Below are 21,863 nucleotides of genomic sequence, written 5' to 3'. Positions count from 1 at the left end.
TTGTGGGCGTGGATGCCGAGGCGGCCGTCGGTGCGCTCGCGCACCCCGGAGACCGAGGCGCACACCCCGACCCGCAGCAGGGCCCCCCGAGTGTGGCAGGGGGCCCCGCCGGCCGCGCCCGCCGCGCACCCCCGCGGCGCCCCGGCCGACGGCGGACCAACAGATCTGCACACGAGTCTCACCACCCCTGCGCACGTCGGCGCGGTATCTGGCCGCAGGCCATGGTTACCGTGGAGGATGACTGCTGTGACCATGGCTCCGACCCCGGCGCCTCTCGACGCTCGCGGGAGGCGCGGGCTGACCGCCCCGCTGCTCGCGGCCCTCGCCTCGGCGGCGGTCCTGGTGGCCACGGCGTGGTTCTTCGTCACGACCCGGCTCGGGCAGCTGATCGACGACGCCGCCCTCTCCGGTGCGGACGCCGGCCCGCTCACCCTCACCCAGGCGATCCTGCCCGTCCTCGACCTGGTGTCCGTGCCGTTCGTCGCTGGGGCGGTGGTCGCCGCCGTGGTGATCGCGGTGGCGCAGCGCCGCTGGTCGATCGCCGGCGCCGCGGTGCTCCTGCTGGTCGGCGCGAACGTGACCACCCAGGTCGTCAAGGCGATCCTGCCCCGGCCGGACCTCGACGCCACGCTGGCCCTGGCCAACTCGCTCCCCTCCGGGCACACCACGGTGGCCGCATCGGTGGCCGCGACGGCGCTGCTGATCGCCCCGCAGCGGTGGCGCGGACCCGTCGCCATCGGCGGTGCCGTCTATGCGGTCGCGACCGGCCTGGCCACGATGGCCATCGAATGGCACCGCGCGTCCGACGTGGTCGCCGCGTTCGCCGTCGCCGCGTTCTGGTACTTCATCATCGAGGCGGCCCGCTCCGTGCGGCGCCGCTCGCTGCCCCGCGGCTACCGCGGTGCGCCAGGGGCGAACGCGGTCACGCTGCTCAGCGTCGTGGCCGTCGCGACGGGACTGCTCGGCGTCGTGATCGGTGTGTTCACGGCCCTCAACGTGCCGGTCTACGAGCGTTCCGGCGAAGTGATCGCCTACGTCGGCGCCTGCTCCTCAGTGATCGCGGCGTCAGCGGTGGCGACCCTCGCGATGCTCGCGATGCGCCCTCACCACCGGGCGTCGTCGTACTCCGCCGGCTCGTAGTCCCGCGACTCCTGGTTCTGCTCGCCCTCGGCGCGCTCCTGCGCGGCCCCGGCCTGCTGCTCCTCCAGCTGCTCCAGGGTGCTCTGGTCGGGCGCCGACTCGGGTTCGCCCTCGGTCTCGCCGTCCTCGCCCTCGTCCCCGTCGTCGCCCTCGCCCGGTTCCGGGTCCGAGTTCTCCTCGATGCGCTCCTGTGCCTCCATCAGCCGATCGCCCGCCTCGGACGCCTCGCTGCCGGCCTGCTCGGAGAAGCAGTACTCGGCCTCGTCGATCACGGCCAGGGCAGCGTCGTAGTGGGCCTGCGCGCCGGGGACGTCGCCGAGCGCGTCGCCCTGTGCCTCGATGCTGAGCACGAGATTCACCCGCACCTGACAGGCGCGGTCGGGGCCGGCCAGGCCGAGGGCCCGCTCGAACTGGGCCTGGGCGCCGGGCAGGTCCCCGAGCCGGAACAGCACGTCGCCCTGGTTGAACGGCGACACCTCGCGCTCGAACAGGTTCGCGAAGCCGGCGAGGGTGAACAGCCGCTGGCTGCGCTCGTACTCCATCGGGTCCGCGACGCCCGCCTCGTACGCCGACACCGCGGTGGCGTTCAGGATCGGGGTGCCGAGCAGCTTGCCGGCGATCAACAGTGCCACGGCCGCCGGTCCGACGGACCAGCGCAGGAGCCGGCGACGGCGGAGCCTGCGTTGGTCGTTGACGGCGGCGGTGTCGGTACTGCCGGGGTGCGCGGAGTCGGAGCGTGGTCGGGTTCCGGCGCCGGGCTGCGTGCCCTCGTGGTTCGGAGGGGTCGACGGCGGAGCAGCGGTCGGGATCGTCATCGGAGAGCTCCGTTCGTGGTGCGGTCCCGGTCGCCGCGGGTCACCGCGTTCTCCGGCTCGCCGTTCGTCGTGGTGCGGTCCCCGGCGGTGGCGCGGTCCAGTCCGGCTCCGGTCGCGCTGCGGCTCTGATCGCCGCTCGTCGCGCTCCGGTCCCGTCCGGCGCCGCGCCGCCGGGCCGGGCCGATCGCGAGCAGTTCGGGGACGAGCAGCGCGCCCTCCCAGAGCACCAGCGCGAGCAGCGGCAGCGCGAGCAGCCAGCCCAGGTCGGCGCGCCCGGCCAGCTCCTCATCGGTCACCTCGAGGCCACCGGTCTCGACGTCGACGAGGTCCGCCAGGCCGCCCGGCGCGGTCCGGTGCGCATAGTCCACGCCCAGCTCGCCGGCGATCGCCGTGAGTGCGGCCTCGTCGATCCGGGAGATCGCGTCCGTGCTCGGGGACTCACTGTTGTCCTGGATGTACCGCTCGTCGCTCTCGTAGCCGGTATTCTCCAGCATCCGCCCGCCCTCCGCCGTGCCGTACCCGAGCACCGCGCCGTCGTCGACCAGGTCCGCGAGCGAGGCGAACGAGGCGTCCGGCGGGGAGTCCGTGGTGGTCTCACCGTCGGTCATCAGGAACACCACGCGGTTCCGGTCCGGCTCCTGCTCCTGCGCGGCGGTGAGCCGCTCGGCCATCACCTCGACCGCCGTCAGCGGGGAACTGCCCGCCGAGTAGAACGCGATCTCCGGCCGGACCACCTCGACGGCCGTGCGCAGCGCCGTCGTGTCATCGGTCAGCGGCAGCTCGACCCGACCGATCTGGTCGAACGTGAGCAGCGTGAACCGGGCGCCCGGCAGGGCGTCGGCGATCGCGACCACATCCTCGGCGACCCCCTCCAGCCGGGGCCGGCCGCCGTCGTGATCCTCGGCGACGATCGAGCTCGTGGTGTCAACCACGAAGAACACGTCGACGTTGGTGTTGGCGGCCCGCGCGTCCGGGTCGGGGATGCCGGGCCGCAGCGCCATCACGGCGAGCAGCGCGGCGATCCCGGCCCGGCGCAGCCAGGCCCGGCGTCGGCGCGGATCCTGCCGGCCGGCCCAGACGGCGAAGCCGGCGGTCGCCGCGGCGAACACGGCGATCAGCCACCAAGGGGCCAACGGCAGGAACGTCATAGCCCGGCCTTCCAGGCGAGACCCATCAACGCGACCAGGCCGGCTCCGCCGAGCGCCAGGAACACCCCGGGAGCCGCGTACTCCAGCACCTGGGGTGCGCCGGTGAACGCGGCTGCCTCGGTGTCGGCGATCGTGTCCACGAGCGCCGCGATCTCCTCCGGCTCCTCGATCAGATAGCTCGACCCGCCGGTCAGCTCCGCGGTCTCGGCCAGTTCCACGCTCTCGTCGCTCTCGCCCCAGGACGTCACGTTCAGCGCGTACAACCGGATGTCGCGGTCGGCCACGAGCCGGGCCGCCTCCGGCAGGGTCACGAGCGGGTTGCCGGACACATAGTTGTCCGTGGCCATGATGATCGAGCGGGACCGGTGGGTGTCGACCGCGTCGAACCGGAGCGCGCAGGAGACCAGGCCGTCCCCGATCAGCGAGGAGCCGCCCTCGCCGTAGTAGGTGCCTTGGAGCTGGCTGTAGTCGTTCTCCGCGAACCCTTGCGAGAGCATCGTCAGCTGCTCGGTGACGTAGGCGTAGTCCGTCGTGAGCGGGAACACGGTCACGGCGGAGCTGTCCCAGATCGTCATGCCGATCCGCTCGCCCTCGAACTGCGGCACCAGCTCGGCGAACGTGGCCAGCAGCTCCTGGTTGAAGGAGTCCATCGACCCGGACACGTCGAGGCAGAGCATGATGTCGCGGGTGTGCAGTTCCGGCTCGGTCGCAGACGCCCCGATCGGGCGGGCCAGCAGCACCGTGCCCGCCACGGCGAGCCCCGCGACGGCGACCGTCATCGCGGTCAGCAGCTGCCGCCGTCGGGCAGCGAGCGCGCGGTAGCGCGGCAACGAGGTGAGCCGCTCCGAGTGCGCCACCCGGACGGCGTCGGTGGAGGTGCGGGCCGCCGTGCGGCGCCACCACCACCACGCGCCGGCCGCGATCGCGACCAGGAGCACCGGGATCAGCCAGCCCCACAGGATCGAGACGGTCATCGCCACCCTCCCACCACGCCGGTGGCAAGGGCGACCGCGCCCGGCACGTCGGCCGCGCTGCCGCGGCCGTCGGTCGCGTCCGCGCCGGCCCCGGGAGCGGAGAACTCGACCGGGTACAGCCGCTCGATCGCGGCCGGAAGCGCCCCGGGATGGTGCCGCTTCAGGTCCGCCAGGGACATCGTGTGTGCGGGCACCCCGGAGGCGGCGAACGCGAACGCGCGCACGATGGTGCTGAGGCGCTGGTAGGCGTCCCGTTCGGGCAGGCGGCCGGCGGCGTGTTCGGCCCCGACGGCGTGCAGCTGCGCCAGGTGCGCCTGCTTCAGTTCCGCGAGACTGCGGCCGTGCGTGGGCGCCGGCTGCGCCGTCGCCGGCACCGCCCGGGTGCTCCAGAACAGGTAGGCGAACCAGCCGAGCACGGCCGCCCCGAGCAGTGCGCCGAGCACCGGCCAGAGGGCGCCGTACTGCCACGGGCCGTAGAGGTCGTCAGCCACGGGCGGCCCGCTGCTTCTCGAGGAGCCGGAACACGGCGGGGATGACTTCGGCGTCGGAGCCGATCCGCTCCGCTGCGATCCCGACCCGGCGCAGCAGCGCGTCCCGGCCGCCGCGGGCGGCGGCGAGGGCGGCGGCGTGCTCGCGGCGCAGTTGCGGGTCGTCGCGCAGCGCGGCCGGCAGCCTCTGGAGTGCGTCGACGTCGAGCAGGTCCCGCCCGGCGAACCGGTCGTCGGTGAGCTCCGCGTCGGAGATGGTCAGCCAGAGCACCTCGTGCTGCACCCGGAGCCGGCGCAGCACCTCCTCGTGGGCCGGGCCGAGGTCCACCTCGTCGGTGACGATCAGGACGATCATCCGCCGGGTGATGGTCCGCCGGACGGAGTCCAGCAGAGCGAGCAGGTCCTGGGCGGCGCCGTCGGGGCGGATCCGCCCGTGGATGCGCTGGAGCAGGGTCTCCAGGTGCCCGGAGGTGCCGCGCAGTGGGAGGTAGGTGACGCCGTCGGCGTCCCCGCAGGCCAGGCCGACCAGGTCGCCGTGCTGGGTGGCGACGTGGCCCATCACACCGGTGCTGAGCACGGCCACGTCGCGCTTGCTGCCGCCGCCGGCGGCGGTGGCGGACATGGTCCGGCCGGTGTCCACGACGAGCAGCACGTTGTGCTTCTTGACCGCCACGTACCGCTTCAGCAGCACGTGCGCACTGCGGGCGGTGGCCTTCCAGTCGATGTCCTTGACGTCGTCGCCGCGCTGGTACTCGCGCAGGTCGTCGAAGTCCATGGAGCGGCCCTTGTGCACGGACGCGTACTCGCCGGCCAGCAGCCCACGCACCTTCTCGTGGGCGTGGATCGACATCTTGGTCCGGACCTCGACCAACAGGGAGGACATCGAGGCTCCGCTACGGCGTGGGAGTGGCCGCGAAGACCGCGTCCACCACCTGCTCGGTGCTGACCCGGTCCGAGACTGCCTCGAAGTTCAGGATGATCCGGTGCCGGAGCACCTGGTGCCGCAGCCGCTGCACGTCCTCGGGGATCACGTAGGTCCGCCCGGCCACGACCGCGAGGGCCCGGGCCACCTGCTGGAACGTGATCGACGCCCGAGGGCTCGCGCCGCAGGTGAGGTACCGGCCGAGGCGCTCACCGAGGGCCCGCGACGGCGGCCGCGTGGCCTGCACGAGGGCCACGATGTAGGACTTGATCGCCGGGTCGAGGTAGACGCCCTTGACCACGCCCTGCAGGTAACGCACCTCGTCCAGGCTCACCTGGGAGCCGGCCGGCAGCTCCTGGTCGAACACCTCGCGCTCGATCCGGTCGAGGATCTCGATCTCCTCGGCGTGGCTGGGGTAGGTGAGGATCTCCTTGAGCAGGAACCGGTCGAGCTGGGCCTCGGGCAGCTCGTAGGTGCCTTCCTGCTCGATCGGGTTCTGGGTGGCGAGCACCACGAACGGCTTCGGGAGCTCGTGGATGACGCCGCCGATCGACGTCTGCCGCTCCTGCATCGCCTCGAGCATCGCGGACTGCGTCTTCGCCGAGGACCGGTTGATCTCGTCGAGCAGCACGAAGTTCGCGTGCACCGGGCCGAGCTGGGTGCTGAACGCGCCGGTGGCCGGCTCGTACACCTGGGTGCCGACGATGTCGGCCGGGAGCAGGTCCGGGGTGCACTGGATCCGGGTGAACGAGCCGTGGACCGCGTCGGCGAGCGTCGCCGCCGCGGTCGTCTTGGCCAGGCCGGGCACCGACTCCAGGAGCACGTGCCCACCGGTCATCAGTGCCACCACGAGGCTCAGCTGGAGGTTGCCCTGCCCGACCACCCGGCTCCGGAACGAGGTGCCGATGCGCTCGACGATTGCCTGGGCGCGGGCGACGTCGGACGGCTCGAGTCGGCGGGCGGCTGCGGGCGCAGGGGCTTGCTGGGACATGGTGCTCCGGTGGGTGCGAGAGGCGGTGGAGGGTGGGACGCCGGTCGAGGCGACCCGGTCGGGACACGGTCGCGTGGGCGACCCGGAGTCCGATCCCGTGGCACCGACCCTAGCCGCGGTCGAGGGCCGGAACCGGCCAGGGGCCTGGGGAGAGGTACCCTCGTCCCAGCGGCGGTACCACGCTCGCCCCAGGGTGAGCAGCGCCGGAGGCTCGGGTGCGTGATGTGACGATCCGGCCGGCGCAACGGCCCCCAGCAGGCCCGACAGGGCCGGTGCCGGGACAGGATCCGCGACGATCCGCCGAAAGACGATGTACCGTCGAGCCGCAGTGTCCCCCTAAACGCGCCGCCGTGTCCGGTCGGCGCGAACTGAGAAGGAAGGTCCGCGTGACCACACCCCATCGCAGGCTGGTCATCGTCGAGTCCCCGGCGAAGGCTCGCACCATCGCCGGCTACCTGGGCTCCGACTTCGACGTCGAGGCGAGCGTGGGGCACATCCGGGACCTGGCGCAGCCCTCCGAGCTGCCCGCCGAGATGAAGAAGGGGCCCTACAAGAAGTTCGCGATCGACGTGGACAACGGGTTCGACCCCTACTACGTCGTGGACGCGGACAAGAAGAAGAAGGTCGCCGAGCTCAAGAAGCTCCTCAAGAACGCCGACGAGCTCTACCTCGCCACCGATGAGGACCGCGAGGGCGAGGCCATCGCGTGGCACCTGCTCGAGGTGCTCGAGCCCAAGGTGCCGGTCAAGCGGATGGTGTTCCACGAGATCACCCGGGAGGCCATCCAGCGGGCGCTGGAGAACACCCGGGACCTGGACACCCGCCTCGTCGACGCCCAGGAGACCCGCCGCCTCCTGGACCGGTTGTACGGCTACGAGGTCTCCCCGGTGCTGTGGCGCAAGGTCCGCCAGGGCCTGAGCGCGGGCCGGGTGCAGTCCGTCGCCACCCGCCTGGTGGTGGAGCGCGAGCGCGAGCGGATGGCGTTCCGCAGCGCGGAGTACTGGGACATCAAGGGCACGTTCGCGGGCGGCCGCGGGCAGACCGCCGGCACCTCGTTCGGGGCCCGGCTGGTGGCCGTCGACGGCGCCCGCGTGGCCACCGGCAAGGACTTCGGTGACGACGGGGTGCTTCGTACCCGCGCCGCCGTCCAGCTCACCGAGGCCGACGCGCGCGGCCTGGTCACCGCACTCGAGGGCTGCCAGGTCCAGGTGCGTTCCGTCGAGGAGAAGCCGTACACCCGCCGGCCCGCGGCCCCGTTCACGACCTCCACGCTGCAGCAGGAGGCCTCCCGCAAGCTCCGGATGAACTCCCGGCAGGCGATGCGCACCGCGCAGACCCTGTACGAGAACGGGTACATCACCTACATGCGTACCGACTCCTCGGCGCTGTCCGGTCAGGCCATCGCGGCCGCACGCAAGCAGGCCACCGAGTTGTACGGCGCCGACTACATCCCGGCCAAGCCCCGCATGTACGCCACGACGTCGAAGGGCGCGCAGGAGGCCCACGAGGCGATCCGCCCCGCCGGTGACTCGTTCCGGACCCCCGCCCAGGTGGCCCGCGAACTCGCCGGCGACCAGTTCCGCCTGTACGAGCTGATCTGGAAGCGCACCGTCGCCTCGCAGATGGCGGATGCCAAGGGATCGACGGCGTCCATCCGGCTGGGCACGACCGCAACCGATGGTCGCGACGCCGAGTTCGCGGCGTCCGGCACGGTCATCACCTTCCGCGGCTTCCTCGCCGCTTACGAGGAGGGTCGCGACGTCGAGCGCTACGAGGAGCGCGAGGCCAAGGACGCGCGGCTGCCGGACCTGCAGGTCGGCGACGATGTGACCACCGAGGAGCTGGTGGCCGACGGTCACGAGACGTCCCCGCCGCCCCGGTACACCGAGGCGAGCCTGGTCAAGGCCCTGGAGGAGCGGGGGATCGGCCGCCCGTCGACCTACGCGGCCACCATCGGCGTAATCACCGACCGTGGCTACGTGCTGCGACGGGGTCAGGCCCTGGTGCCGAGCTGGCTCGCGTTCTCCGTGGTGCGTCTGCTCGAGGAACACTTCCCGCGGCTGGTCGACTATGACTTCACCGCCGCGATGGAGTCCGACCTGGACCGGATCGCCGCGGGCGAGGCGGACCGGGTGGACTGGCTGGCCGGGTTCTACTTCGGGCGCGACGGCGTCGAAGGGCTGAAGCACCAGGTCGAGGACCTCGGCGAGATCGACGCCCGGGAGATCAACTCGATCAGCGTCGGCGAGGACATCGTGTTGCGGGTCGGCCGGTACGGTCCCTACATCGAAGCACCCCCGCTGGAGGAGGGTGGCGAGGCCCGGCGCGCGAGCGTCCCGGAGGACATCGCCCCGGACGAGCTCACGCTCGAGAAGGCGAAGGAACTCTTCGAGGCCGGTGGCGACGGCGACCGCGAACTCGGTGCCGACCCCGAGACCGGGCACCAGATCGTGGCCCGGTCCGGCCGGTACGGACCGTACGTGACCGAGATCCTGCCCGAGCCGGACGAGGCCGAGGCGCCGAAGAAGGGCGCGAAGAAGGCCGTCAAGCCGAAGCCGCGCACGTCCTCGCTGTTCAAGGACATGGACCTGAACACGGTGGACCTGGACTCCGCGCTGAAGCTGCTGTCCCTGCCGCGGGTGGTCGGTGAGGACCCGGAGTCCGGGGACGAGATCACCGCCCAGAACGGCCGGTACGGGCCGTACCTGAAGAAGGGGACCGACTCCCGTTCGCTGGCGTCGGAGGACCAGATCTTCGACGTCACCCTCGAGCAGGCGCTGGAGATCTACGCCCAGCCCAAGCGCGGTCGCGGGGCCACCTCGGCCCCGCCGCTCAAGGAGTTCGGCGAGGACCCGGTCTCGGGCAAGCCGGTGGTGGTCAAGGACGGCCGGTTCGGCGCGTACGTCACCGACGGCACCACGAACGCGACGCTGCGCAAGGACGACCCGGTCGAGAACCTGACCGCCGAGCGTGCCTACGAGCTGATCGCCGAGAAGCGTGCGAAGGGTCCGGCCAAGAAGCCGGCCCGGGCCACCGCCGCCCGCAAGCCGGCCGCGAAGAAGCCGGCCGCGAAGAAGGCGACGGCGAAGAAGTAGCCCCGCCACCGGCGAGGTCCCGGAACCGACCGGGCCCTCGCCGTCGGGCAGTCGTGTTCAGCCCGACGGCCTCGCTGCCGGCCGCGGCCGCGGCACCCTAAGGTGTCTGCGTGACCACCCTCGGCCCTGCCTTCGAAACTGCCCAAGACCCCGCTGCCGCCCCCGCCCTGCGCTGGGGCATCCTCGCCCCCGGGGGCATCGCCCGGAAGTTCGCCGCGGAGATCCCCGCGAACACCGCGTCGTCGGTGGTCGCGGTCGGCTCGCGGGACGCCGGGCGAGCTCGCGCGTTCGCCGGCGAGTACGGGATACCGACGGCGTACGGCAGCTATGCCGAGCTCGTCGCCGACGCGCAGGTCGAGGCGGTCTACATCGCTTCCCCGCACTCGGAGCACCTCGAGCACGCCCTGCTCGCGCTCGGGGCCGGCAAGCACGTGCTGGTGGAGAAGTCGATCACCCGAAGCGCCGGCGAGGCCCGGACCCTGTTCGCGGCCGCCGCCGACCGCGGCCTGTTCGCCATGGAGGCGATGTGGACCCGGTTCCTGCCGCACATGATCGCCGTGCACGGGGTGCTCGACTCCGGTGAGATCGGCGAGGTGGTCAGCGTGAGCGCCGAACACGGGCAGGACATGCGCGCCCTCGGTGACGAACACCGGATGCGCAACCCCGCGCTGGCCGGCGGTTCGATGCTCGACCTGACCGTCTACCCGATCTCATTCGCGCACGACATCCTCGGCCCCCCGGAGCAGGTCACCGCCGTCGGCACCCTGACCTCGACCGGCGTGGACGACACGGAGGCCATCACGCTGCGGACGGCCTCCGGGGCGGTGGCGCTGCTGCACGCGACGATGCGCTCGGCAACCGCGAACGCCGCGACCATCAACGGCACCGAGGGGAGGATCGAGCTTGCCGGGACGTTCTACGCACCCACGACCGTCACGGTCCGCCCACGGCACGGTGAGGCCCGCAGCTTCACGCCCGAGGTGAGTGCCGGGTTCGCCTACCAGGCCGCCGAGGTGGCCCGCCGGGTGCACGCCGGCGAGACGTTCTCCCCGCGGCACGACCCGGAGGGGACCATCGCGGTGATGGCCACCATGGACGAGGCCCGCCGCCAGCTCGGGGCGGTCCTTCCCGGTGAGTGAGGGCGGTCCGGCGCCCCTGCAGGTGCTCGTCGGCGCGGACATCGGCGGTACTTCGAGCAAGGTCGCCGTCGGGCTCGCCGGCGGGCCGGTGCTGAGTTACGCGACCGGGCCCGGCGGCAACATCCGCAGCTCGCCGGGATCGGTACGCGCGAACCTGGCGCAGACCCTGCGGGCGGCGCTTGCGGATGCCCGGGTTCTCGAGGCAGGGCTGGGGTCGGCTGGGTCGGCTGGCCCGATCGGAGTGCACGAGCCCGGCGCGGGCGACGGTGCCGCTGGCGCGGCCCTGGGAGCGGCGGCCGGCATCGAGGTCTCCGGCCTGATCGGCATGGCCGGCGCGGGCACGGGCGCCGCCCCGGTGCCGGAGGCGCTGGAGGCCGCGCGCGGCGCCTGGTCGGACGTGGGACTGCCCGGCGAACCGCGCCTGCGTGGAGACCTGGCGATCGCCTACGCGGCTGCGGCGCAGGTCCCCGACGGGCTGCTGCTGCTCTCCGGCACCGGCGCGGTGGCGGCCCGGGTGCGGGTGCCCGACGCGCGTCCGGGCGGGGACCCGTGGGCCGGGCTCGAGGTCACCGCCCGGTGTGACGGCATGGGCTGGATCCTCGGCGACGGTGGGTCCGCCGTGTGGATCGGGCTGGCCGGACTACGGGCCGCCGCCGCGCACCTGGACGGGCGCGGCCCGAGCACAGCCCTCACCGGCGCGGTACTGGACTGGGCCGGGGTTGCCGACGGCGTCGAGGCGCGCCAGGGACTGATCGTCGCCGTGCACTCTATGGCCGCGTCCCAGTACGGCGGCGTCGCGCCACTGGTGGCGAACGTGGCCGCGGCCGGGGACGAGGTGGCCGGCACCATCATCGAGGAGGCTGTCGCGGCGCTGGTAGGCACCGCGCAGATGGTCGCGGACCCCAGCCCCGCGGAGATCGTGCTCGCCGGCTCGCTGCTCACGACCGCCGGCCCGGTCCGGGACGGGGTCCGTGCCGCGTTGGCCACCATGTTCCCGGCGGCACCGCTGCGCACCGCCGAGGTGCCCGTCGTCGGGGCGCTCCGGCTCGCTGCCGCCGAGGCGGGCTGGCCGGTCGGAGGGCCGGCCGACCTCGCCGCGGGCGTTAGGGCCGTCGCGCAGTAGGGGTCGAGTGGTGGGTCGACGACTACTCACGCGTCCACGCGTCGGCGATCCGCTCGATCTCCGGCACGAGTGCGGCGGCCTCGGGCAGCGCCTCGATCGCGGCTGCCAGTTCCTGCGCGCGCGCCCCGTACCGGTCATCGGCCAACACCCGCGTCACTGCCTGCGCCAACTGGCCGACGCCCGCGGGGGGATCCGCGACCCGGATGCCGGCGCCCATCATTGCGACCCGATCGGCGTTCATGCGCTGGTCGATCGCGAACAACGGCATGAGCACCTGCGGAACGCCCGCGGCGAGCGCCGACATGGTCGTGCCGAAGCCGCCGTGTCCCACCACGGCCGCCGCGAACGGCATCACGTCGTCCTGCGGCCAGTACGTCTCGACCCGGGCATTCCTGGGCCAGGGCGGCGGGACGAGCGCCCCCGAGGCGAGACCCGTGGTCATCAACACCCGGACGGGTTGATCGGCCAACGCGGCCAGGGCCGCTTCGTGGAGTCCGGAGAGGTGGTCCAGACCGGCCGCGACGGTACCGAACGTCACATAGACCAGGGGATCCGTCGGCTCACCCCATGCCGCAGGCAGGCGTCCGGCGCCCCGCGTCGTGTCGGCTCGGTACCGGGTGAGCGGGCGGTTCAGGCCGGCCTCGTCAGGGATGGCTTCTGAGTCGTCGAGGATCGCAGGAACCGCGGAGAAGGCGGGCGCGGACCGCATCGCTGCCAGGAGTCGACCCTCGGGGAGGCCGACCAGTGCGTCCAGTTCGGCCAACGGCTGGGTGACCTGGCCGATCGCCCAGCTCGTCATCGAGCTGAGTCCGACCGAGACCTCGATGTGCGGGATGCCACTCGCCTCAGCGGCAGCGAGCGATCCCAGCTCCATCGGCTCGCGCAGGATCACGTCCGGCCGCCACTCCGCGACCGTGCGGCGCACGCCGGGCAGGGCATGCTGGGCGTCGAGACGGCCGAAGATCTCCCGCGTCACAGTTTCGTTGGCCCTATCGAAGCCCAGCCTGGGCAGGGTCGCCATCACGGGGCCGATCAGCTCCGGGGGCACGTCCGCGAACGGGGCGTGCGTCAGGCCGGCCCGGGCGACCGCTCGGGCGTAGGACGCCGGCGCGGCCACGAGTACGTCGTGCCCGGCATCGACGCAGGCGCGAGCCACCTGCGCGAGGGGACCGAAGTGGCCATCGCCGGCGGTCGTGGAGCACAACACGCGCATGCCGAATCGTCGCATCCGGTGGCCCGTGACACACGGTGAATGGCAGCGCAGGTGGTCGGTAGGTGCACGTGGTCCGCTCCGTCGGTGGGCGTCGTTAGGCTGCAGGACGTGACCGGACTCTTCATCTCCTTCGAGGGCGGCGACGGCGCTGGCAAATCGACCCAGCTGGGCCTGCTCGCCGACTCCCTGGCAGCCGGCGGTGTCCGGGAGGTGGTGCGTACCCGTGAGCCCGGCGGCACCGAGCTCGGGCGCACGCTGCGGGACCTGCTGTTGCACGGGTCGGACCTGGACCCGCGCACCGAGGCCCTGCTGTTCGCCGCGGACCGGGCCCACCACGTCGCGTCCCTGATCCGCCCGGCACTGGCGCGTGGGGCCGCCGTGCTCACCGACCGGTACCTGGACTCCTCCGTGGCGTACCAGGCGGGTGGCCGGACGCTGCCGGCGGACGACGTCGAACGGCTCTCCCTCTGGGCCACCCAGGAGTTGTTGCCGGACCTCACGGTGCTGCTCGACCTGGACCCGGCGCGGCTGGGCGAGCGGCTGACGGACGCCCCGGACCGGCTCGAGAGCGCAGGGTCGGAGTTCCACGCCCGGACCCGGCAGGCGTTCCTCGACCGGGCCGCTGCCGAGCCGGACCGTTGGCTGGTGTTGGACGCGACGCGCCCCCGGGCCGACCTCGCGGCGCAGATCCGCAGTCGCGTGGACGCCCTGCTCACCGCCGCGACCGCCACGCAGGAGAGCATGGACGACCCATCCGGATCCTCCGACGAGAGGTCGGTGCACAAGTGAGCGTCTGGGATGCCCTGGTCGGCCAGCCGGAGGCCGTCGCCGTGCTCAGCGAGGCCGTGCGCCGCCCGGAGGCGATGACGCACGCCTGGCTGATCACCGGCCCGCCCGGCTCCGGCCGGTCCGTGGCCGCCCGTGCCTTCGCGGCCGCGTTGCAGGACCCCGCCGACGTCGACGGCACCTCGCACGAGACCCAGACGGCGCTCGCCGGCACCCATGCGGACGTCACCGTGCTGGCCACCGAGAAGGTGGTCATCAGCATCGACGAGGCGCGGAACCTCATCGGCCTGGCGCAGCGTTCGCCGTCGCAGGGCCGATGGCGCGTGATCATCGTGGAGGACGCGGACCGGATGGTCGAGCGGACCTCGAACGTGCTGCTCAAGGCCATCGAGGAGCCGCCGCCACGGACGGTCTGGATCCTCTGCGCGCCGAGCCCGCAGGACGTGCTGGTCACGATCCGGTCCCGGTGCCGTCTGGTGAACCTGCGGGTTCCGCCGGCCCAGGACGTGGCGGACCTGCTCGTCGAGAAGGACGGCGTGGACCCGGATCTGGCGATGGAGTGCGCCCTCGCCGCGCAGAGCCACATCGGGATGGCCCGTCGGCTGGCCGCGAACCCGAATGCCCGCGAGTACCGGGCGAAGGTGCTGGCCATCCCGGCGACGATCCGCGGCGTCGGGGACGCGATCCTGGCTGCCGGCACCCTCGTGGACGAGGCCACCGAGGAGAGCAAGGTCGCGACCGCGGAGCGCGACGCCGCGGAGAAGACCGAACTGCTCCGCAACCTCGGGGCCGAGGAGGGTGGCACGATCCCACCCGCGCTGCGGGCCCAGGTCCGCCAGCTGGAGGAGGAGCAGAAGCGCAGGGCCCGCCGGGCGCTCATCGATGTCCTCGACCGGGCGATGGTGGACCTGCTCTCGTTCTACCGGGACGTCCTCGTGGTCCAGCTCGACAGCGACCAGGTCCTGATGAACCGCGCCGCCGAGTCGGCAGTCCGGGAGATGGCAGCCGGGTCCGCACCCGAGCAGTCACTGCAGCGGATGCAGTCCGTCGGGGTGGCGCGCACCCGGATCGCGGCCGGTGCCGCACCGCTGCTCGCGATCGAGGCGATGACGGTCGCGCTGCGACCACAGAACTGAACCGACCGCGACACCCCGCTCTGAACCGACCGCGAACGCGATGTCCCTGCCCGCGGAACCTCCGCCGTCGGGCAGTTCTGCCCCCGGCCCGGCGTCGAGACGTCAGTTTGCTTATATAGGCTGCCCTCGTGCGCATCCCATCCCGCCGATCGTCCGTCGTCGCTGCCGTGTTCGCCGGCATCGCCCTGCTCGCCGGGTGCGCCGCGCCGGCACCACTCGTTCAGCCGCCGGCCGCGGGTGGGGGTACGGCGCCCGAGGGACTCGAGGAGTTCTACTCCCAGCAGCCCGAGTGGAGCGAGTGCGACCCGAACTACCGATGCGCGGACGTCGAGATGCCCCTGGACTACGAGGACCCGGTCGGCGAACGGATCACGATCGCGGTGAAGGTGTTCGAGGCCGTCGGGGAGCCGATCGGCTCGCTGTTCGTCAACCCGGGCGGCCCCGGGGGCTCCGGGGTCGAGATGGCCGAGTCCGCCTCCGCCTACTTCAGCAGCGACATCCTGCGCAACTACGACGTGGTCGGCTTCGACCCGCGCGGGGTGGGGCAGTCTTCGGCGGTGCGCTGCTACGACTCGGCGCAGCTCGAGGAGTGGTACGGCACGGAGTTCGACGTCGAGACCGATGAGGGCTTCCAGGCCTATGTCGACGGCAATACGGCGTTCGGCGAGGCCTGCGCGGAAAACACCGGTCCGCTGATCGGGCACGTCGACACCGTCAGCGCCACCCGCGACCTGGACATCCTGCGCGCGGTCATGGGTGAGAGCCAGCTGACCTATCTTGGCTTCTCCTACGGAACGTTCCTCGGCGCCCACTACGCCGATATGTTCCCGGAGAACGTCGGCCGTCTCGTGCTCGACGGTGCGGTCGACCCCGCGCTCAGTTACGGCGAGATCATCCGCGGCCAGACCGGCGGATTCGACCTGGCCTATCGGTCCTACCTCGAGGACTGCCAGGCCGGCACCGACTGCCCGCTGACCGGTGACGTGGAGTCCGGGATCGACCAGACCATCGCCCTGCTAGATCAGCTCGCGGACACCCCGCTCGCGAGCGGCGACCCGGACCGGCCCGTCAACGACGCGGACCTGCTCAACTCGATCATCGTGGCGCTCTACAACCCGGGCTCGTGGCCCTCGCTCACCAGCGCGATCGCCGCGCTGCAGGCAGGTGACGGGTCCGAGATCCGGTTCCTGTCCGACTACGCGCTCGACCGAGACGAGGACGGCAACTACCCCGAGGACCAGGGCGCGTTCCGGGCGATCGACTGCCTCGACTACCCGGTCGAGATCGACCTGGCCGCGATGCGCGCAGAGGTCGACGAACTCACCGAGATCTCCCGTCTGTTCGGCCCGTACAACGGCTACGGCGAGGTCGGCTGCGGCACCATGCCAGTGCAGTCCACGGCCGTCCGCGAGCCGCTCACGGCGGAGGGCGCCGCGCCGATCCTCGTGATCGGCACCACCCGCGACCCGGCCACCCCGTACGAGTGGGCCGAGTCGATGGCTGACCAGCTCTCCTCGGGCGTGTTCCTGTCCCACGACGGCGACGGCCACACCGCTTACGGGGCGGGCAGCTGCATCGACGACGCCGTGGATGCGTTCCTCGTCGAGGGCACCGTCCCGGAGGACGGACTGTCCTGCTGAGGCCCGGATCACACCCCCACCGTTTTGGCGAACGCCGACGGCGGCGGGTACAGTGGGCGCGCCCCGCGGCTCCACCTGCGGGGCATCCGCCGCCTTAGCTCAGTCGGCAGAGCGTCTCACTCGTAATGAGAAGGTCCAGGGTTCGATTCCCTGAGGCGGCTCCGGTGGAATTCGGCCCCAGCACTGATGAAAGTCGGTGCCGGGGCCGTTCTGGGCCGTGCCCCGACCCTGCGCGAGCGGGGTGAGCGCCTTCTCTGCGGCGGGCAACCAGGCCCCGGCGCAGCTGACGCCACGGTTGTCACCTGGCGTGCCTGTGTGGGTCGATCAGGCGGACCCCGTCCGGGAGCGGAGCGCCTGCGGTGAGCGCACCATCGAGCCAGAGCTCGATCAGCCGGGCAAGTTCCTCGGGATGGCTGAAGTTCGCTGCGTGTGCTGCCTGCTTCAGGAGCGCGATGGTGATGTGCTCGCCGGCGAGTCGGCCGATCTCACGGACGCGGGCGGGTGGCGGCATGAGTGGATCGCGGCCGCCGAGGACCGCCAACGTCGGCACGGGTGCGCGCAGCAAGCGCTCCAGCGACGGGAAGATGGTCAACTTGTGGAACATACGAAGGCCGTTGATCGGTCCGTACTTCAGGTAGTCCGGAAGCGCTATCGGCGCCATTCTCGGGCTCTCACGAGCGACATCGGTCGCCAGCTGGCGGAGCCCGCGGCTGAGGGGCTGGTTCTGCACACCCCCCGCAGGAGCGACCAGCACGAGGCGTTCGACCCGCTGGGGTGCCCCGTGTGCCACCTCAAGCGCGATCGGGCAGCCCATCGAGTTCCCGATCAGCACTGCCCGGTCGATGTCCAGCGCGTCGAGAATTGCGAGTAGCGCCTCGGCGAGCGCGGGGATGTCCAGGACGTGGGCACGCCGCGTGCTGCGTCCGTAGCCCGGCAGGTCGGGTACCACGTTGATCCTGTGCCGGGCCAGTACGCGGGCGGCCGGCATGAGGTATGCGCCGGAGATGCCGAAGCCGTGGATGTGGACGAGGGGTGGGCCGGACCCGTGCGTGCTCCGCCGACAGTAGACGACTGCGCCCTCGACCTGCAGCAGCTCTGTCACCCATCCGGTGTCGTCGGTCGACATGGCAGGCTCTTTCCAGGAGCAGGGAGGTGGTCCCGCAGATGCGGGCTGAGCTGGAACGGCTTTCCGTTCACCGAATGGTCCTTCAGTGCAGCGCCACCTTGAGGAGTGCGACGAGCACCCCGATGCCGGCGCCCGCTACAGCGCTGGCAATCCTTCCCTTTGCATCGAGACCGCCCCGTGCGCCGGCCCGGTAACTGTAGAAGGCCAGCAACGCGATGGTCACGAGTAGCGCCGTCCATGCCGACGCGTCCAGGCTCGCCCCGGCGAGGCGCGTCAGGAGGAGGACGGCCAACGGCAGGATCGACGCGGCGGCGACCGGCGCGGCCTCAGTCAGGGCGTGTCTGAGTGCCTTGGCCGGATGATGGCCCTGGGTGAGCGCACTACTGATCGTTGCGGCATGCAGGTGCGCTATCCAGTAGACGCCGACGGTGACGATGATCATCAGGCTCAGTTGCGCCGTCGAGTCCGCGTGACCGACGCCGTACGCGATCACGGCGGCACAGACCACCGTCCCGATGATCGCGCCTTCACTGCCTGAGACGAGATCGAGCGGAACTGAGCGGCGGTCATCCGGCACCGAAGGTCTCCAGGAGCACGGCGCGCTCGGCAGCCGTGAGGTTGGTGTGGATCAACTTGCTGTCGCGGCCGCGGAACCGGTCACCGAGGGCGTCCAGGTCCGTGTTCTCCGTGACCAGGAACAGCGCAGACGTGCCAGGACCGACCTCGGTCCGGATCCGCTCCAGATCCTCCTTCGTGATGCCGGTTCCCTCCGTTGCCTTTGCAAGGGCACCGATCCCAGCACCGAGGACGACGCCCGCCACCGGGATCGTGAACAGTGCACCTACGAGGATTCCCCAGAGTGCCCCCCACGCGGCGCCGCGCTTCGGGCTGTCGTGGTCGTGGTGGAGTTCGGGCTTGTCGGCTCCCTCGGGCCAACTCATGACGGCGTGGTCGACTATCGTGACCACGCCATCGGCGGCCGCCGCCTTCAGCGCGCTCTCAGCGTGCGCGGCGCCGTCAGGGTCTTCGTACTTCCACACTGTGAATGTGGTCATCTCGCACCTCTTTGTGTTGTTGGGATCTTGCAGTTCGCGGGCCTCATGGGTGAGTCCGGTCCGGACGCTGGCCCGGGGCCGTGTTGGAACTTCCTGAGGAAACTGCGGTGACGAAGCTGAACGACATCGGACCATCCTCGTTTCAGGCCACGGCGGGTGTGAGGCCAACGGGTAGCGCCACCGGCTCCGTGGGCCCCGCACGCCACCTGAGGATCGCCTTGATCAGTTCCTCGACCACGACGATCGAGGAGGCGATCCCGATGCAGATGCACCATTGCTCGAAGGTGAGTCCGGTCGTCCCGAAGATCTCCTGGAGGAAGTTCAGTACCGTGATCAGCACGATCGCGAGCAGCGCGACGCCGTAGCGCCGCAACTGCACAGCGCCGGGAATCGAAGCGCGGTCGAACATGGTCCCGGTCTGGTCACGGCTCAGCAGTGCCCCGAAGAGGTGGAACAGCGCGAGTGTGGTCAGCAGCATCGTCGCGGCCACGACGGCACCGCCCTGGCCCGCACCGATCTGGTACGCGACCAGCGAGCCGACGGTCATCACCGCGCCCTGCACGCAGAGCCGGATCCAGTTGGTGCGGGAGAGTACCGGCGCGCTGATCGGCCGAGGGGCGCGCGACATCAGGCCGCGGGCGGGCTGGTCGAAGCCGAGCGCGATGGCGAGCGGGATGTCGATCACCATGTTGATCCAGAGGATCTGGAGGGGGTTCAGCGGCGCACCGTTGGCGATGCCGAAGATGCCGGCTCCGATGAAGATGGCTATGTAGGCGACCAGGGTGGACATCTGGAAGCGCAGGTACTTCAGGAGGTTGTCATAGAGGGAACGCCCGTATGACACTGCGCCGACGATCGTCGCGAAGTTGTCGTCGGTGAGGATCATGACGGCGGCTTCCTTCGAGACCTCCGTGCCGGTGATACCCATGGCGACGCCGATGTCGGCGGTCTTCAGGGCCGGGGCGTCGTTGACCCCGTCCCCGGTCATCGCCACGACGTCGCCCTTCTCCTTGAGCAGCCTGACCAGGCGAACCTTGTCCTCGGGTGCGACGCGAGCGACGACGCCGATGTCGTCGAGTTCCCGGAGGAGTTGCGCGTCGCTCATCGCGGCGAACTCCGCACCGGTGACGGCCCGGCCCTCGATGCCGAGCTCGCTCGCGATCGCGGCAGCGGTGCTGGCGTGGTCGCCGGTGATCATGCGGACCCGGATGCCGGCCTCGTGGCACTCGCCGATGGCGGCCTTCGCCTCGGGCCGTGGCGGGTCGACGATGCCGACCATCGCCAGCAGGGTCAACTCCTGGACGAGTCCGATGAGGTCGTCGTCGGCCCCCACCGTGCCCGGCTCGAGGTTGCGTTCAGCGACGACCATGACCCGCTCGCCGGCGTTCGCGATCCGGTCGTTCGCTTCGAGTGCGAGATGCCGGTTGGCCTCGGTGAGCGGCAGAACGGTGCCGTCGGGCTGCCGCACGGAGGTCGACCTTGCGATGAGCACGTCGGGTGCTCCCTTGACGTAGCAGCGAACCACCGGCCGTCCGTCATCCGAGGTCACGTTGTGGAATGTCGCCATGAACTTGTAGTCGGAGTCGAAGGGCACCTCGGCAACGCGAGGGTAGGCGGCCCGCGTCTCGGTGATGTCGAGTCCGCCCTTGGCTCCGAGCACGATGAGAGCACCCTCGGTAGGATCGCCGATCAGGGACTCGCCGTCGAGGACGGCGTCGGCGCAGAGCACCATCGGGAGCAGGTAGGGATCCAGGTCGTATCGCTCGCCCCCGACATGGCTGATGTCACCGACCGTGCTGTAGCCCTCCCCTGAGACGGTGTAGCGGTGGTGTCCGGGGATCACGATCTCGCGTGCCGTCATCTTGTTGAGGGTGAGCGTGCCGGTCTTGTCCGAGCAGATCGCCGACGTCGAGCCCAGTGTCTCCACCGCGGGCAGCCGTTTGATGATCGCGTTGCGACGTGCGATCTCGCGCGTGCCCATCGAGAGCAGGGCGGTCACCACCGCGGGCAGACCGGTGGGGATCGCGGCGACCGCCAGGGCGACGCCGGTGACGAACAGCGTGTCGAACGTCGCACCCTGAGCCAGTCCCAACAGGATCACCAGGACGAGGGCCACCGCCGCAATCGAAGCGATGATCTTCGACAGCGAGTCGAGTTGCCTCTGCAGGGGGGTCTTGCTCGTCTCGGTGTTGGCCAGCATGTGCGCGATGTGCCCGATCTCGGTGTCCATCCCGGTGGCCGTGACGATCACTTCTCCGCGGCCCCGCGTGACCGAGGTGTTCATGTAGGTCATGCACCGCCGGTCGCCCAGCGGGACGTCGGTGCCGGGCACCGGTTGGATGCTCTTGCCGACCGGGAGGCTCTCGCCGGTCAGGGCGGCCTCCTCGATCTCGAGGGTCGCGGCGAGTGACACGCGACCGTCGGCCGGGATCCGGTTGCCGGCCTCGACCAGCACCACATCGCCGGGCACCAGCTCCTCGGCGTCGAGTTCGGTCGGCTGACCGTCACGACGGACCCGCGCGATCGACTTCATCATCTGGGATAGCGCCTTGACGCTCTCCTCGGCCTTCGCCTCCTGGCGCAGGCCGATGACGGCGTTGAACACCGTCAGTCCGGCAAGGACCACGGTCGTGGCGGTGTCCTGGGTCACGAGCTGGTTGATCAGCGCAGCGCCGAGGAGCACCAATTGCATGAAGTCCTGGTACTGCCGCACGAAGGCTCGCCATGCGGGCTCCCGCTTCCCACTGGCGAGCCGGTTCGGCCCGTGGGAGGCAAGGCGCGATCGGGCCTCGTCGCTGGAGAGCCCAACCGCCGGATCGACACCGAGTTCGCGGGCGACGTCGTCCGCCTCCATCGCGACTGGGTCCCGAGGGCTCTCGGCGCCGGGAATGTCAGCGTTCACGGTCGCCATCGTTGACCTCCACGGATCAGTGCGGTTCTCACCGATGGTGCTGAGACGCTGGGTGGTTGCGCTCCACCCTCGGCGGGGTGGGTTCATCTGGTGCCCGGCCCCGCCTTGACGGCCGTGCCGACGAATCCTGCACTCTGGATGAAGCCAGGCCGGTGTGCCGG

18 protein-coding genes and 1 tRNA gene are annotated in these 21,863 nt (G+C 71.3%); 8 read left to right on the top strand and 11 right to left on the bottom strand.

The window, feature by feature from the left end:
• Positions 1-237 precede the first annotated feature (237 nt).
• Complete coding sequence (locus HALOF300_RS08385; RefSeq protein ID WP_156740502.1) at positions 238-1,140, top strand: phosphatase PAP2 family protein; 903 nt, start codon at positions 238-240, stop codon at positions 1,138-1,140.
• Here HALOF300_RS08385 and HALOF300_RS08380 read toward each other — a convergent pair.
• The 6 genes from HALOF300_RS08380 to HALOF300_RS08355 are packed head-to-tail and all read right to left on the bottom strand — an operon-like array spanning position 1,104 to position 6,478.
• A complete protein-coding gene (locus HALOF300_RS08380) occupies positions 1,104-1,955 on the bottom strand; it encodes a hypothetical protein (RefSeq protein ID WP_156740501.1) in 852 nt (283 codons plus the stop codon). The two genes, HALOF300_RS08385 and HALOF300_RS08380, sit on opposite strands and share 37 nt — an antisense overlap.
• On the bottom strand, positions 1,952-3,103 hold the full coding sequence (locus tag HALOF300_RS08375) for a vWA domain-containing protein (protein WP_156740500.1): 1,152 nt from the start codon (positions 3,101-3,103) through the stop codon (positions 1,952-1,954). The genes HALOF300_RS08380 and HALOF300_RS08375 overlap by 4 nt, the downstream gene beginning before the upstream one ends.
• Positions 3,100-4,077, bottom strand: a complete 978-nt coding sequence (locus HALOF300_RS08370) for a vWA domain-containing protein (protein ID WP_156740499.1) — start codon at positions 4,075-4,077, stop codon at positions 3,100-3,102. The genes HALOF300_RS08375 and HALOF300_RS08370 overlap by 4 nt, the downstream gene beginning before the upstream one ends.
• A complete protein-coding gene (locus HALOF300_RS08365) occupies positions 4,074-4,568 on the bottom strand; it encodes a hypothetical protein (protein WP_156740498.1) in 495 nt (164 codons plus the stop codon). The genes HALOF300_RS08370 and HALOF300_RS08365 overlap by 4 nt, the downstream gene beginning before the upstream one ends.
• Positions 4,561-5,448 (bottom strand): DUF58 domain-containing protein, encoded by an 888-nt coding sequence (locus HALOF300_RS08360; RefSeq protein ID WP_156740497.1) that lies wholly within the window; start codon positions 5,446-5,448, stop codon positions 4,561-4,563. Before HALOF300_RS08360 ends, HALOF300_RS08365 begins: the two co-directional genes overlap by 8 nt.
• 10 nt (positions 5,449-5,458) lie before the next feature.
• Positions 5,459-6,478, bottom strand: coding sequence for an AAA family ATPase (locus HALOF300_RS08355; protein WP_156740496.1), 1,020 nt, complete (start codon positions 6,476-6,478; stop codon positions 5,459-5,461).
• Between the two features lie 386 nt (positions 6,479-6,864).
• Between HALOF300_RS08355 and topA the strand changes: the two genes are divergently transcribed.
• The 3 genes from topA (at position 6,865) to HALOF300_RS08340 (ending at position 11,835) form a co-directional block, all read left to right on the top strand.
• Positions 6,865-9,573, top strand: a complete 2,709-nt coding sequence (gene topA, locus HALOF300_RS08350) for a type I DNA topoisomerase (RefSeq protein ID WP_156740495.1) — start codon at positions 6,865-6,867, stop codon at positions 9,571-9,573.
• Positions 9,574-9,683: 110 nt separating this feature from the next.
• On the top strand, positions 9,684-10,712 hold the full coding sequence (locus HALOF300_RS08345) for a Gfo/Idh/MocA family protein (protein WP_156740494.1): 1,029 nt from the start codon (positions 9,684-9,686) through the stop codon (positions 10,710-10,712).
• Positions 10,705-11,835 carry a BadF/BadG/BcrA/BcrD ATPase family protein gene (locus HALOF300_RS08340; RefSeq protein ID WP_156740493.1) on the top strand — a complete coding sequence of 377 codons (1,131 nt, stop codon included), beginning with the start codon at positions 10,705-10,707 and terminating at the stop codon, positions 11,833-11,835. Before HALOF300_RS08345 ends, HALOF300_RS08340 begins: the two co-directional genes overlap by 8 nt.
• 22 nt (positions 11,836-11,857) lie before the next feature.
• Here the strand turns inward: HALOF300_RS08340 and HALOF300_RS08335 are convergent, their stop codons facing one another.
• On the bottom strand, positions 11,858-13,048 hold the full coding sequence (locus HALOF300_RS08335; protein WP_197522397.1) for a glycosyltransferase: 1,191 nt from the start codon (positions 13,046-13,048) through the stop codon (positions 11,858-11,860).
• A gap of 108 nt (positions 13,049-13,156) precedes the next feature.
• Here HALOF300_RS08335 and tmk point away from each other — a divergent pair, with 108 nt between their 5' ends.
• From tmk to HALOF300_RS08315, 4 genes are all read left to right on the top strand, one after another.
• The gene (gene tmk / locus HALOF300_RS08330; protein WP_231955142.1) at positions 13,157-13,837 is read left to right on the top strand and encodes a dTMP kinase; all 681 of its coding nucleotides are present in this window, start codon (positions 13,157-13,159) and stop codon (positions 13,835-13,837) included.
• Positions 13,834-14,970 carry a DNA polymerase III subunit delta' gene (locus HALOF300_RS08325; RefSeq protein ID WP_156740490.1) on the top strand — a complete coding sequence of 379 codons (1,137 nt, stop codon included), beginning with the start codon at positions 13,834-13,836 and terminating at the stop codon, positions 14,968-14,970. Before tmk ends, HALOF300_RS08325 begins: the two co-directional genes overlap by 4 nt.
• A gap of 128 nt (positions 14,971-15,098) precedes the next feature.
• A complete protein-coding gene (locus HALOF300_RS08320) occupies positions 15,099-16,610 on the top strand; it encodes an alpha/beta hydrolase (protein WP_156740489.1) in 1,512 nt (503 codons plus the stop codon).
• A gap of 88 nt (positions 16,611-16,698) precedes the next feature.
• Positions 16,699-16,771: transfer RNA gene (locus HALOF300_RS08315), tRNA-Thr, on the top strand.
• 137 nt (positions 16,772-16,908) lie between these two features.
• On the opposite strand, the gene HALOF300_RS08310 is transcribed toward HALOF300_RS08315, so the two are convergent.
• The 4 genes from HALOF300_RS08310 to HALOF300_RS08295 all read right to left on the bottom strand — a co-directional run bounded on the left by HALOF300_RS08310 (position 16,909) and on the right by HALOF300_RS08295 (position 21,702).
• Positions 16,909-17,736: an alpha/beta fold hydrolase gene (locus HALOF300_RS08310; RefSeq protein ID WP_156740488.1), complete on the bottom strand. Its 828-nt coding sequence runs from the start codon at positions 17,734-17,736 to the stop codon at positions 16,909-16,911.
• 82 nt (positions 17,737-17,818) lie between these two features.
• Complete coding sequence (locus HALOF300_RS08305) at positions 17,819-18,313, bottom strand: hypothetical protein (protein WP_156740487.1); 495 nt, start codon at positions 18,311-18,313, stop codon at positions 17,819-17,821.
• Positions 18,303-18,791, bottom strand: coding sequence for a DUF1269 domain-containing protein (locus HALOF300_RS08300; protein ID WP_154795691.1), 489 nt, complete (start codon positions 18,789-18,791; stop codon positions 18,303-18,305). The genes HALOF300_RS08305 and HALOF300_RS08300 overlap by 11 nt, the downstream gene beginning before the upstream one ends.
• A 142-nt stretch (positions 18,792-18,933) precedes the next feature.
• Positions 18,934-21,702 (bottom strand): cation-translocating P-type ATPase, encoded by a 2,769-nt coding sequence (locus HALOF300_RS08295; protein ID WP_156740486.1) that lies wholly within the window; start codon positions 21,700-21,702, stop codon positions 18,934-18,936.
• Positions 21,703-21,863: the final 161 nt, after the last annotated feature.

Origin of the sequence: Occultella aeris, from assembly GCF_902703175.1 — a bacterium.
In the GTDB taxonomy this organism is placed as follows: Bacteria; Actinomycetota; Actinomycetes; order Actinomycetales; family Beutenbergiaceae; genus Occultella; species Occultella aeris.
The sequence above is the reverse complement of the archived record's forward strand: the minus strand, read 5'-3'. Positions and strand labels throughout refer to the sequence as shown.

Excerpts from the sequence above, each read along its gene's own strand:
- HALOF300_RS08335 (WP_197522397.1), bottom strand. The coding sequence starts at position 13,048 with ATGCGCGTGTTGTGCTCCACGACCGCCGGCGATGGCCACTTCGGTCCC.
- HALOF300_RS08370 (WP_156740499.1), bottom strand. The coding sequence starts at position 4,077 with ATGACCGTCTCGATCCTGTGGGGCTGGCTGATCCCGGTGCTCCTGGTC.
- HALOF300_RS08360 (WP_156740497.1), bottom strand. The coding sequence starts at position 5,448 with ATGTCCTCCCTGTTGGTCGAGGTCCGGACCAAGATGTCGATCCACGCC.
- HALOF300_RS08385 (WP_156740502.1), top strand. The coding sequence starts at position 238 with ATGACTGCTGTGACCATGGCTCCGACCCCGGCGCCTCTCGACGCTCGC.
- HALOF300_RS08375 (WP_156740500.1), bottom strand. The coding sequence starts at position 3,103 with ATGACGTTCCTGCCGTTGGCCCCTTGGTGGCTGATCGCCGTGTTCGCC.
- HALOF300_RS08300 (WP_154795691.1), bottom strand. The coding sequence starts at position 18,791 with ATGACCACATTCACAGTGTGGAAGTACGAAGACCCTGACGGCGCCGCG.
- HALOF300_RS08295 (WP_156740486.1), bottom strand. The coding sequence starts at position 21,702 with ATGGCGACCGTGAACGCTGACATTCCCGGCGCCGAGAGCCCTCGGGAC.
- HALOF300_RS08355 (WP_156740496.1), bottom strand. The coding sequence starts at position 6,478 with ATGTCCCAGCAAGCCCCTGCGCCCGCAGCCGCCCGCCGACTCGAGCCG.
- HALOF300_RS08380 (WP_156740501.1), bottom strand. The coding sequence starts at position 1,955 with ATGACGATCCCGACCGCTGCTCCGCCGTCGACCCCTCCGAACCACGAG.
- HALOF300_RS08310 (WP_156740488.1), bottom strand. The coding sequence starts at position 17,736 with ATGTCGACCGACGACACCGGATGGGTGACAGAGCTGCTGCAGGTCGAG.